At 62.7% G+C, this 12,007-nt stretch carries 14 protein-coding genes; 4 read left to right on the forward strand and 10 right to left on the reverse strand.

What is annotated here, in order from left to right:
• Window positions 1-6 precede the first annotated feature (6 nt).
• Complete coding sequence (gene psmB / locus FR699_RS04710) at window positions 7-729, reverse strand: archaeal proteasome endopeptidase complex subunit beta (protein ID WP_158854418.1); 723 nt, start codon at window positions 727-729, stop codon at window positions 7-9.
• 83 nt (window positions 730-812) lie between these two features.
• Complete coding sequence (locus FR699_RS04715) at window positions 813-998, reverse strand: hypothetical protein (RefSeq protein ID WP_158854420.1); 186 nt, start codon at window positions 996-998, stop codon at window positions 813-815.
• 262 nt (window positions 999-1,260) lie between these two features.
• On the opposite strand from FR699_RS04715, the gene FR699_RS04720 reads away from it, so the two are divergent.
• From FR699_RS04720 to FR699_RS04730, 3 genes are all read left to right on the forward strand, one after another.
• Window positions 1,261-1,635 carry a DUF555 domain-containing protein gene (locus tag FR699_RS04720; RefSeq protein WP_154551534.1) on the forward strand — a complete coding sequence of 125 codons (375 nt, stop codon included), beginning with the start codon at window positions 1,261-1,263 and terminating at the stop codon, window positions 1,633-1,635.
• A 48-nt stretch (window positions 1,636-1,683) separates the two neighbouring features.
• Entirely contained in the window at window positions 1,684-2,226 is a 543-nt protein-coding gene (locus FR699_RS04725) for a CBS domain-containing protein (RefSeq protein WP_154551533.1), read from the forward strand.
• Window positions 2,227-2,298: 72 nt separating this feature from the next.
• Window positions 2,299-2,445 carry a hypothetical protein gene (locus FR699_RS04730; RefSeq protein ID WP_158854422.1) on the forward strand — a complete coding sequence of 49 codons (147 nt, stop codon included), beginning with the start codon at window positions 2,299-2,301 and terminating at the stop codon, window positions 2,443-2,445.
• Window positions 2,446-2,544: 99 nt separating this feature from the next.
• Here FR699_RS04730 and purM read toward each other — a convergent pair whose 3' ends face one another.
• From purM to FR699_RS04755, 5 genes are all read right to left on the reverse strand, one after another.
• Complete coding sequence (gene purM, locus FR699_RS04735) at window positions 2,545-3,597, reverse strand: phosphoribosylformylglycinamidine cyclo-ligase (RefSeq protein ID WP_158854424.1); 1,053 nt, start codon at window positions 3,595-3,597, stop codon at window positions 2,545-2,547.
• A gap of 47 nt (window positions 3,598-3,644) precedes the next feature.
• Window positions 3,645-4,817: an enhanced intracellular survival protein Eis gene (gene eis / locus FR699_RS04740; RefSeq protein WP_158854426.1), complete on the reverse strand. Its 1,173-nt coding sequence runs from the start codon at window positions 4,815-4,817 to the stop codon at window positions 3,645-3,647.
• A gap of 62 nt (window positions 4,818-4,879) precedes the next feature.
• A complete protein-coding gene (locus FR699_RS04745) occupies window positions 4,880-5,503 on the reverse strand; it encodes a metalloprotease (protein ID WP_154553187.1) in 624 nt (207 codons plus the stop codon).
• Between the two features lie 2 nt (window positions 5,504-5,505).
• A complete protein-coding gene (locus FR699_RS04750; RefSeq protein WP_158854428.1) occupies window positions 5,506-7,011 on the reverse strand; it encodes a TraB/GumN family protein in 1,506 nt (501 codons plus the stop codon).
• Window positions 7,012-7,037: 26 nt separating this feature from the next.
• Window positions 7,038-7,613 (reverse strand): class I SAM-dependent methyltransferase, encoded by a 576-nt coding sequence (locus tag FR699_RS04755; protein ID WP_158854430.1) that lies wholly within the window; start codon window positions 7,611-7,613, stop codon window positions 7,038-7,040.
• A gap of 141 nt (window positions 7,614-7,754) precedes the next feature.
• Between FR699_RS04755 and FR699_RS04760 the strand changes: the two genes are divergently transcribed.
• Entirely contained in the window at window positions 7,755-7,937 is a 183-nt protein-coding gene (locus tag FR699_RS04760) for an HEWD family protein (RefSeq protein ID WP_158854432.1), read from the forward strand.
• 241 nt (window positions 7,938-8,178) lie between these two features.
• Here the strand turns inward: FR699_RS04760 and FR699_RS04765 are convergent, their stop codons facing one another.
• The 3 genes from FR699_RS04765 to FR699_RS04775 all read right to left on the reverse strand — a co-directional run bounded on the left by FR699_RS04765 (window position 8,179) and on the right by FR699_RS04775 (window position 11,977).
• Window positions 8,179-9,204 carry a hypothetical protein gene (locus FR699_RS04765; protein ID WP_158854434.1) on the reverse strand — a complete coding sequence of 342 codons (1,026 nt, stop codon included), beginning with the start codon at window positions 9,202-9,204 and terminating at the stop codon, window positions 8,179-8,181.
• A gap of 141 nt (window positions 9,205-9,345) precedes the next feature.
• Window positions 9,346-10,821, reverse strand: a complete 1,476-nt coding sequence (locus tag FR699_RS04770) for a sulfatase (RefSeq protein ID WP_158854436.1) — start codon at window positions 10,819-10,821, stop codon at window positions 9,346-9,348.
• Between the two features lie 85 nt (window positions 10,822-10,906).
• Window positions 10,907-11,977 carry a glycosyltransferase family 4 protein gene (locus FR699_RS04775; protein WP_158854438.1) on the reverse strand — a complete coding sequence of 357 codons (1,071 nt, stop codon included), beginning with the start codon at window positions 11,975-11,977 and terminating at the stop codon, window positions 10,907-10,909.
• Between the last annotated feature and the right edge of the window lie 30 nt (window positions 11,978-12,007).

Here is a 12,007-nt window from a genome sequence, read left to right on the forward strand (position 1 = left end):
GACGCCTTAAACGTCCTCGAAGTCCGGGTATCCCTCGATATCAACACCGTCGTCGGTGATCTCGGCGACGTAGATGCCGTTGCCCGAGCCAGTGTCCCGCTCGGCGGCGGCCTGGATCGCCGCCGTGGCGACTGCGATTGCCTCGTCGTTGCTCATGTTTTCTTCGTAGCGCTCTTCGAGCGTCCCGTAAGCGACAGTCAACCCCGATCCGGTAACGGTGTAGTCGTCTTCCATGACGCCACCGGCGGGATCGATCGAGTAGACGTGATGGCCGTCGTCGTCGACGCCACCGAGGATTGGATTGATCGCCAGAAACGGACCGCCTCTCGCGAAGTTGCCGGCCAACGTCGCGAGTGCCTGCATACTCATGTCACGGCCCCGGCGGGCTTCATAGAGGTTGACCTCGGCCCGGAGCGAGCGGATAAACGACTGGGCACCGCCGACAGACCCGACGAGTGTCAACGCCCCTGTCGGATGGATCTGTTCGACTTTCTGGACACGCTTGTTCGAGACGAATCGCCCGCCGAGACTTGCCCGCATATCAGTCGCGACGACGACGCCCTCGGCCGTCGTAATGCCGATGGTCGTCGTCCCCGTCTCGTTGACCTCGCCATCGACCCCCGATTCGGGGAGCGACCCGAGTTCCGGTTCGTAGACTGGCGTCCCGCTGTCGGGGATGTGGCTGGGGCTGTCGAGGGAGAGATCAGCGTCGAACCCGTCTTCGAACATACCGACCGGCTACCGTCCCGGCAGTGATAAAACCATCCGTTAGGGTAGCTGCGGCCACGGCCCGGCTACACTGGGTCCCCGGATCACGATCCGTCGGCAGTTCGGTCGTAGGCGTTCCCCAAGCGAGTAACGAGGCGATCGAGTGGCAGCGTGAATCCAACGCGCCGGGCGAGCAGTGCGACCGGCAACAGGAGGATGCCAACGAGCAGCGTCAGCTGGTACAGCACGAACAGGCTGGCGCGGTACAGGTACGTGTCCATTGTCCTCATCTGAGGTGGTCACGTGAGGGTATAAAAGGATTATTGCTGCTTCCGTGATAGTTGGATAGATAATGAAAAACAAACGGGCCGCAGTATGGCGATTAAACCTCACTTGGATTCGTTCCAACTCGATAGGGATGGCTGGATGTCGATATATAACAGGGGGATGAGCGCACAGCGACGTACCCATAAGTTATGGCCATTATTAGCGTGACGTGCGCGGTGGGGCAAAATCAAAAAGCACGAATAGGCGCGCCGGTTGGGTTCGTACATGAACTACCTCGTGGCAATGGAAGCAGCCTGGCTGGTTCGTGACGTCGAAGACATCGATGACGCGATCGGCGTTGCCGTCAGCGAAGCAGGCAAGCGGCTCAACGACCAGGATATGGATTACGTCGAGGTCGAGGTCGGTGCCACGACCTGTCCCGCCTGTGGCGAACCGTTCGACTCGGCGTTCATTGCCGCCGATACGGCACTGGTGGGCCTCGTCTTGGAGATGAAGGTCTTCAACGCCGAGAGTATCGAACACGCCCAGCGGATCGCAAAGAGCGAGATCGGTGGCGCGCTCAGGGACGTTCCGCTGAAAGTCGTCGAGACAGTGGAATTCGAGGACGAAGCCGACGCACCCGCCGAGACTGGCAACTGAGCGGCCGCCGCCGGAGGGTTTTTGTATTACTTTCGGTTATTAGCGGGTATGGATCTACCAACGCCGGACGATCTACGCGAGCGCCGGACTGATCTTGGACTTACCCAGAGCGAACTCGCAGACAAAGCCGACGTTTCCCAGCCCTTAATCGCCCGCATCGAGGGTGGCGACGTCGATCCGCGCCTCTCGACGCTACGGCGGATCGTCAACGCGCTGGGCGAAGCGGAAGGTGGCGTCCTTCGAGCAGACGATCTGATGAACGCACCGATCGCCAGCGTGGCCCCGGACGATAGCGTCCACGAGGCAAAGCAGCTGATGGATGCTGAAGGGTACTCACAAGTCCCGGTCATCCGTGATGGGCGACCGAGTGGCCTCATCGGGAACGCGGATATCCGTCAACGGTCGGAAGACAACGTCGGCGAACTGCCGGTTGCACAAGTGATGCACGAATCGATGACGACGGTCGAACGCGGTGCGACGCTCGATGAGGTCGACACCTACCTCGATCACCACGACGCAGTCATGGTCGTCGAGAGCGGGCGGACAGTTGGGATCATCACTGATGCAGACATCGCTGCCCACGTGAGCTAAAGCTCGCACCTGACCGTGTACCGCCCGATAAGTGTCGAAGCCGTGATTTGACTGTGGGCGTACGTCTGTGCCATGATGAGAGATAACGCAACCGTTCGGAAAGCGTCGGTGCATCTCGCCCAGGCAAGAGTGCTCGCGGACGATCCACGGGGAACGTTCCACGTCCGACAAGCCCACATTACTGCTCGCGAGGGAGAAACGGACCGATACAACGAGTGACATCGACCATAGCGTGCTCTCGGCGTAGTCGACGACGAGAGGCGAGACGAGCAACGTGCCCGACAAGAACCCAGCCCACAGAGCCGACGGCCAGGGCCGTCAGGCCAGGTCCAATCCGCGAACCGAGACGGCCTGGTCGTCTTCGATAACGCGGCCGATGATCCGACCGTCGTCGGTCGCTTCGACGACACGCATCGCATCGTCCGGGTCCAATGTTGCGACGAACCCAGTACCCATGTTGAACGTCCGGTACATCTCCCTGTCCCCAACGGTACCTTCCGCCTGCACGAACTGGAAGATCGGTTGGGTGTCGAATGGCTCCTCTACCTCGTATCGATAGGCGCCCATCCGCGTGAGGTTCCGCCAGCCACCCCCAGTTACGTGTGCGGCCCCGTGAGCGCCGTACTCACGCAGCGGAGCCAGCAAGTCCGTATAGATGCGCGTGGGCTCCAACAATTCCTCGCCGATGGATTTCGAGGGATTCGGTGGGAATGGATCGGTGTACTCGTGGTTGCGGGTGACGGCCTCGCGAGCGAGGGTAAGCCCGTTCGAGTGAATCCCGCTTGCGGGCCAGCCGACGATCGCGTCGCCCGGTTGAGCTTCCCCCGAGAACAGTCCATCTTTCGGCGCGAGTCCGGCGGCAGTCCCTGCGATATCGAGGCCGTCGATCACCTCCGGCATAACGGCCGTCTCACCGCCGACCAGCGCCACGTCGGCGAATTCGGCACCGATCCCGAGGCCCTCCCCGATCTGTTCACTCGCCTGGCTATCCGGCTCTTCGACGGCCAGGTAGTCGACGAACGCGACCGGTTCGATACCCGCCGCAACCAGATCGTTGACGTTCATCGCCATGCAGTCGATGCCGATCGTCGAGTAATCATCGAGCGCCTCGGCAACGAGGAGTTTCGTCCCGACACCGTCGGTCGCCAACGCGAGGTACTTCTCTCCAATGTCGACCAGCCCTGCAAAATCGCCCTCGAAGTCCCCGGCAGCCCCGATCAATGCAGACGTGGCGGCCTCACTCGCCTCGATGTCGACGCCCGTCTCGGCGTAGGTCAATCCATCGTCGGTCGGCTCTGCCGGTGGATCCTCGGCTGTCTCAGCCGCGCCGCTCTCGTCGTCGGTCCCCGGTGACGTCTCGTCGTCGGTCATACCCGAGTGGGCGCGCGGCGGCCGCAAAAGCCCACCGCTTGTCGCTCTCAGAAGAATTCCCGGAGAAACACACGTTCAGTGGGGAACAGTTCGTCGAGCGTTCGCTCGACACCTGTATCCACGAACTCGACAGAGCCAGCACGCGCTGTAGCCGTCGCGTCTCTCGCTCCGACGATCAGCCCCGACAGTCCGGCCACACCGATCCGAGCGTCCGAGTCGGTGTCCGGATCGGATTCGACAACGCCCCTCCCGTCGGCGACGCGCAAGCGATACTGCCCCGCGTTGTCGGGAACGAGCGGGTCTGTCACGGTGAGCGTCACGTCAGCCTCGACTGTGTCGGGATAGGAGACGGCTTCCAGAGCCATCGCCACGTCGGTGGCCCGGACCATCGGCCCCGGCGTTAGTGTGCACTCGACGTCCTGGGGTCGAGAGAGGACGTCGAGCAGTGCAGCCCCCTCGGCTCGCTCGAAAGCAACGGTTTCGATCTGTGCGCGGTGGCGGCCCACAAAGGAGAGTAAGGCCCGTAAGGCGTCGTAATCGACGGCTCCCATGTACGCGACAGACAGCGTCCCATCTTCGACCTCGTAAGCGAGATACCCGGCCGGGGTTCCGGCCCGGTCGTACCGATACGCGTGGCGGCGGTCTTGACCCCACTGGCGGAGAATCCGGTTGCGCCACCACTGTTCGCTCCGCCGCACCGAGAGGGTCTCGCCGTCGCCAGCAGCCAGGTGGACCGCTTCGAGGGACTCCCAGTCGTCGGGACCGACAGGATGGAACGTCCCGCTATCGACATCGAACTCGGTCAAGGCGTCGGCGTGACAGTCGAACCGATGGACGTAATTTGCCGTTGTCCATCCAAACTGCCGGTAGAAGGCCGTCTCGAAGGGCCAGAGAGCAACGAGTGGCGTTTCCTCATCAGCCAGGCGTTCGACCGAGGCCTGTAACGATCGGCGAGCGTACCCCTGGTCGCGATATGCTGGTGGGGTCGCGACTGCGCCGAGTCCGGCCAGATCGACCCACTCACCCCGGAGTCGCGCGTCGAAAGCGTAGTGTTTGGCGATACTCACGAGCGTCCCGTCGTCGTACAGCCCGAACGGCTGGCCGATCGTCGGCCCGTCCTCGTCTTCGGGGTCCGGTCCGTCCGCGGCGTGGAAAGCGTATCGCCGAATTCGTCTGTGAGCGTCCACGTCCTCGCCTGCCACCGGGCGATGCTCGACCATGCCCGTCGATCACGGGGACACGAAAAGAGCGTATCGTTCGACGCCGAGCAGTGACGAACAGATCAGAAGCCGATACCGAACAGCGCTGTAACGGCCAGCGCGATCGACGGCACGGCAACGGCCACGTAGACGGCCCGATTCCACCGGACGACAGTCCGACCGTCGAGCGGGCCAACGGGGAGCATATTGAACCCGGCCAACAGGAGATTGACCGTGACGCCGAGGGCCGCGGCGTCAGCGACCGCGGGGCTGGCAACCAGTGTCGTCGCGAAGAACACGGCAGCGAGCACGAGGTTGCTTGCCGGACCGGCAAGCGAAATAAGCCCGGACTCACGTGGTGTGATGCGACCGCGATGGACGACCGCGCCAGGGGCGGCAAACAGGAACCCGGCCAGCGCAGAGACGATTGCTAACAACAGGAGGCCGTAGTCAGCGCGGAATGTAGCCAGTTGGCCAAACCGGACGGCGACGATTTTGTGGGCGAGTTCGTGACAGATGAATGCGACACCGACCGTGCCGAGGCTCGTCACAAACTGGCGGAGGAACGTCTCGACTACATCGTCGACGAGTCCCACTGTCGCGCCACCGAGCAGATACGGGTTGAGAAACACTGTGAACGCAACGCTCAAAGCAACCCACGCAGCGAACAGGTCCACCAACTCACGACGACTGAATCGAAGCTGCACACTCACGAGACGAGACCCCAGAGTAGTTCGGCACCGTTCCGTGCGCCATCCAGCATGTGGGCAGCCACCTGATCGACACCGCCGACTTCAGCGAACATGTACGGCAGTACCGTCGTCGCAAACAGCATGCTCGCGATGAAACTCCCGATGTTTGTGAGCGCGACGATCAAGATCAACCGGAACAGCGGCACCTCCCGCATCCGCCCAACCAGCTCAGAGATCGGCAACTCCTCGTTGTCCAGCAACTCGTTGAGTCGGTTGATGTCGCTGACGTTGACGGTCAGGTACCGCAGTTCGACGTAGCCAGCGAACCAGCCAGGAGCGAGCAGTGGGTTGACACTCGTCAACCAGGCAACAGCGCCGCCGACACCCGCACTCGACCAGTGGGCACCCGCCAACCGAGCCAGTCCGGCAGCGATGATTCCGTTGATGACAAACCACAGCGCGAACAACCGGAGGAGCCAGCCCTGTTCGGCCCCACCGAGCAGTAACAAGCCGAAAAACGCCGCGAATCCGACGGTGAAGAGATATCCGAACAGGCGATACAGCGAGAAACGGCTGCGGGAGATCGTCCCCGTCAACTCCTCCATCGGTGGCAGCGTCGATGGATCGTCGAGATAGCGCTGGATCCCCTCGCGGTGCCCGGCCCCGACGACGGCCACGACTGAAGCCCCTGCCTCCCGCAGGCCGACGAGCTGGTGGGCGATATACGCATCACGCTCGTCGATTAGGGCCTCCGCACCGCCCGGGGAGAACCGCCGAAACTCCTCCATCATCGCCGTCACGACGTCTGTATCGGTCAGATCCTCGATGTCGAATTCCTCGATATCCGCCTCGGAGTCACCAACGCGAGTGAAGACGAACAACAGCGGGAGGGCGATCGCACCGCCGATGATGCCGGCCAACACCGCCAGATTCGCGACGCTCGCGAGCGGACCGAGGACCGACGCGGCCCCACCCAGCACGGAGACGCCACCGAGCACCGAGACGAGGATAGCCCCGAAAAAGCCGACGGTCACCCCGATCGTCCCGGCTGCTGTCAGTGGGCCGGCGATGCCGACCAGCATGCTGCCAAACAGTTTGAGCTTCTCGCCCGCCGTGAGTCGTCGCCAAAAGCGTTGTACCGTCGTCTGGATATTCCGGTCGACCAACGCCACGTCGATACCACGTTCTTCCGCCGCTTCGATGCCGGCCAGCATATCTGCGCCAGGCGAAACGTCGAATCGATCGCCCAATCGCGACTGAACGTACGAGAGCATCCAGTAGGCCAGAAACTGAAAGACCGTATTGCCTTCGAGGAGATCGCCGGGTTCGATATCGTCCGGCGTCTCCCCTTTCATCTGTCGGTACCGGCCTTCGTCGAGTTCGACTGCGACGACGTCGGGATCGTCGTCTGCGACAGCCGCTTCGACGCGTTCGGCACTCTCCTCGGAGACGTGTGCCGTCCCGACGAGGCGAATCGATCCCGTTCCGGCCTCGCTCGTCGCCGGTCCCGCGTGATCGCTCATCGTCCATCCTACTGCCCCGGAGTTCCTTACGATTGTCGGGACGTCGCCGGGAGGCGGGCGGCGACGACCAGCGTCTCACGGCGATCGGCGGCACGTTCGATCCGAAAGCCGGCTCCCCTTAGCTGGTCGACGACGGTCCCAGCGTCGAAGCGCTGGGCAACTGGCGGACCACGCTGTCCGGCCCCCTTGGCCGACCAATCAGCGATCGCGAGTCGCCCACCAGGAGCGAGGACGCGAGCGAGTTCGGCCAGTGCGTTCGAACCCGAAAACTCGTGGTACGTCATCGTCGAGTAGACGGCATCCAGCCGGTCGGTCCGGATCGGGAGCCGACCGGCCCCAGCTGTGACCCGATCGACGTTTTCCGGGATCCCAAACTCCGCGAAGGCCGCGTGCATCGCAGGCTGGAGATCCGCCGCGACGATCCGTCGGACGTGGGGGGCGATCGAACGGGTATAGAACCCTGTGCCACTCCCGAGATCCGCGACAACATCAGCTGGGTCGGGCTCGAACAGAGCGAGCAACTCATCGACAGAGAGATACGCGTACCGGGAGTCGTCTTCGAGTCGCTTCGCCCCGTCTGGATCGAACGTGTGATGGCCCATAGCTCACTATGGGCACACAGACTCAAAAGCCGACGGCCACAACGCCCAGCGGCGAGTCGGGCCACTCCCAAACGGTGCCAGCCACGGCACGGGACAGGTCCTGTCGCGACATTCATATAGACGTGACACGTGGGCTGGCGTATGAGCGAAATCGAGCCACCGCGCAAGCGAGCCTGCGAACGATGTGGTCGACAGGAGGTCTGGGACGGTGACCGAGACGTCTGGCGCGCACTGGAAACAGACGGAGATCGACGCCTCGGCCAAGCACACTGTCTGCACGAATGGGATATCAACGGCACGTACAGCCCGATCGCCGAAGGCTGAAACGGGCGTCCGTTCTATTCTCCGAGTGACTTGTTGGCTAGTATTATATTCGGGGCGTTCGTACTGGACCCTATGAGTACAAAGTGTAAGCTGTGTCGCCACCGACTCGACAGGGCGACCCGCACACACTGTACGTGTGGGTGGGCCTTGGACGAAAACTGTGCCAGCAACCACGAATCCTGGTGTCCGACAGGAGATGGCGAGCGGTGGGTCGGCGTTCAGGAAATCTGATCGCCGTCAGTCAGACGGCTGGAATCAGTCCCTGGTCGAAGACACCGATGCCCGTTAGCAGACCGATCGCAAGCGTCATCACGACGATCGCGATCGCCGGCGGATCGACGTGGGTGTCCGCGTGAGCATACACCACTCGCTGGGCGAGTTCCGCGACCAGGCCACTCACAACGCCGAAGACAGCACCGACCAACAACACGGGTTCCGGGTCTGCCCCAGGAAGTGACAGCGCAGCGATGCTCGCGGGGAGTGCAAGATGATGAGTAACGGGGACTGCCTCCTGGCCGGCGACCACAAACAGCAGTGACGCGGCGGCGATCCCGAAGGCAAGATAGTAACTGGCGGTCACGTAGGCGACGTACGCAGCGAAAACGCCGACGACGAGGCCGAGAACGGCCTGTCGCTGCCAGCCGTACTGCTGTGGGGTCCAAGGCTCGACGGCAGGCCGGGCCGTCCCTGCTTGGTCGTCCTCACGGCCTTCCAGGGCCGTTCGGATCTCCCCTCGCTGGTAGGGCGTCATGTCGAGCAGGCCACTCGAAATCGACCCGAATAGCGGATACCCAAAGGCGATCCGGGCGAGCAGTCCGGTCAGGACCACGCTGAACATGACTGGCTCGACCGGCAGCGCCCCGGTCCGGGCCAGCGTTGCGATCCAGTACCCCAGCACGCCGAAGGCCCCACCGGCGAGCATGGCGTCCGATCGGGCACCGATGGCTGTCGAGAGATCCTTCGCGCGGTGGTACGAGAACGACGCGTCTGGCGATCGGTCGCGACCCACGTAGGCGGCGGCCGCGACACCGCCGGCAAAGGCGACGTGTGGACCGAGCGCCGGCCCGTAGCCGATCAACGCAGTGATACTCGTCCCTGCAGGCGATCCAGTTGCCGCTCCAGTCAGGAAGTTCCCGACTTCGCCGACAACGATCGTCAGGCCGGACAGGCTCAGGGCCGCCCGTGCCCCGACGACCGCACCGATCGCCCCGCCGGCGAACGCGACCAAGAGGACATCTGCTGTGAGAAGGCCCGCATCAGCGACCATCTATCGATCCCTCCTGGCGACGATACACCTGCGTGACTGCATTGCTCGAAGGCCACATGCGTCGGTGGACCGCGGCGACGTAGTTAGTAGTGACTATCCGTCGCGTTCACGGGACGTGCCACACCACGACAAACCCGGGCCTCACTCGACGTAGCCCAACGCGTCGAGTTGCTCTCTGGCTTCCTCCCCGACATCTTCGAGGACGTCATCGGCCTCGACGTCCGTCCACTCGCCGCCGACACCCGCTTCGAAGCGGGACAACGCCGCCTCGACGGCTTCGATCGCCGGATCGTCTCCCTCGATCACGTCACACTCCTCGGAAGGATCCTCGTCGATCCGATAGGCTTCGTCCGGGATACACTCGTTGCGGATGTACTTCGCGTCCGGACGACGGCCGGCCCGGATCCGTGAGTCAAAGCGTGAGTTTTCGGGGATCTCGACGCCCGCTGAGGAGGCTTTCGTCTGCAAGTTCCGGTACTCGATGACGGGGAAGTGGTATTCGGCGAACGCGAACTCGCCATCCGTGAACTCCCGATACTCGGCTGACAGCAGCGATCGCGTCGGTTCGAGGTTCGTTCCCAGTGGATCGACGCCCGTCGCGTCGAGAATCGTGTGATAGAGATCGAGGAGTTCGACCTGCGTCTCCTCGTCGCGGCCCGGGTCGACGTCCGAGTGTTTGACGAGCAACGGGACGTTGATCAGTGGTTCGTACAGGGCAAATTCGTGGCTGTAGATGTCGTGTTCGCCGAACAGTTCACCGTGGTCGGCACAGACGACGACCATCGTCTCCTCCCAGCGGCCAGTCTCTTTGAGCCACTCGAACAGTTGCCCGATTTGGTGGTCCATATAGGCGATCTCGGCGTCGTACAACGACCGAATGTCTGCCCACTCCTCGTCGTCGATCTCGTAGGCCCCGGCGTTGTACAGTTTCGTGTCTTGACAGACAGCCGCCGGATCGACGTCGGGCGCGAATTCCTCGCGATATGCCTCAGGTGGATGATACGGCAGGTGGCCATCCATCAGGTTGACAAACGAGAAGAACGGATCGTCGGCCTCGTCGATAAACGACTTCGTCCGCTCGATCGCCCGCGGCGTCTTCGAGTCGCCGCCCTCGCTCTCGAAGTACTTGTGGAAGTAGTTGCCGACGTTGATCAGCCCGGCGACGGCTTTCCGAAGGACGTCGTAGTCGTTGAGTGCCTTCCACCCTCGGGCCAACGGCCCCGAAAAGAAGTCACCGGGCAGTAGTTTGAAGAAGTTGTCCTGCCGTTCGAATCCGTCCGAGAGATGGGTATACGGTGTGATCCAGGCGTTGGAGGTGTAACAAGCGGTATCGTAGCCCGCTGCAGCGAGGGACTGGGCCAACGTCTGCTGGCCCTCCAGGTAGGGATTCTCCTGAGTCGCCCCGTGTTCGCTCGGGTACGTGCCGGTAAACATCGATCCGTGTGAGGGGACCGTCCACGGTCCCTGGGCGACTGCCTCCTCGTAAACCCGAGCTTCCTCGGCGAATGCGTCCAGATTCGGCGTTGTCGGTCGATCGTGACCGTAGACTGTGAGGTGATCCTTCCGGACCGTATCCAGTACCACGAACAGGACATTCTGGGACCCACCGGTGCTCATCGCCCGTCCAGAGTGGGGCCCACCACTTGAGGCTCGCGATTCGGGTCGCCAGGGCTGTGAAGTTCGACAGGCCAACCAGCCCGTCTCAAAGTGTCGCCGGATCCGCTCCGTCGAGCAAGCCGCGATAGATATCCACCAGCTGTTGGCCGACGCGATCGAGACTGTGCTGTTCGGCTGTCTCGCGGGCATTCTCGCCCAACCGCTCCCGGAGATCGGGGTTCTCGGCCAAGCGCTCGACGGCCTCGCGGAACTCCGCGTCGGTACTGGCCATCAGGCAATCCTCGCCGTCAGTGAAATACTCCCGGAAAACGGGGATGTCCCTGAGGACAACTGCCTTCCTGGCTGCCATCGCCTCCAGGACAGCGATCCCCTGATTTTCGGCCTTTGTCGGGAACAGATAGATATCCCCCGCGCCGAAGGCCTCACGGACGTCCTCGACCCAGCCCGTGAAGGTGACGTTTGCTGGCGGATCGGACGTCCAACGTTTGACTGTCTCAGAGGCCAGCGGGCTGGTGCTGTAGGGGCCGAACCACGCAAAGTCGTAGTCTGTCTGCTGGGCCACCCGACAGAACGTCGTCAGCCCCTTCCGCTCGAACACTTGACCGACGGAGAAGACGACGACGCCGTCGAGGTCGTGCTTCTCGCGAGCCGAGGCGCGGAACTTCTCGTAGCCCTCGAGAGCGTCCAGATCGACACCGTTGGTCATCGGACGGATCGGCCCGTCGACGGGATACGATTCGAGCACGTCTTTCGTGTACTCGCTGGGACAGAGTACGAGATCAGCCTGGGAGTAGAACCACCGGAGGTACCACCCCAGGGGCTTGGAGATTTGATTCGACCCGCGGAAACTCTCCTGGAAGTCCTCGCGAGTGACGTGTGAGTGCAGTATCAGCGGAATATCGTGTCGCTTGGCGTGTCTGGCCACGGCGATCGTCCCCGGGCCGACGAGGTTGCAATGCGCCACGTCGAAGTCGGTCCACAGCGAGTCCTCACCGAGGTTCGCGAGACCGGCAGTCAGCGGATTTCGGCCGTCCCACGGCGAGGTTTCGACGGTCACACCTTGATCGGCCAGCGCTTTCCGCTGCTGGCTGGCCGCCGTCGTGATCCCGCTAGAGCCGAGATACCGCTCGATATCCAGATAGTTGAGCGTGCGCATATGCCTGGCAAACCGGACCGGCGGGAAAAC

The organism is Halorhabdus sp. CUG00001 (assembly GCF_009797925.1).
GTDB lineage: Archaea > Halobacteriota > Halobacteria > Halobacteriales > Haloarculaceae > Halorhabdus.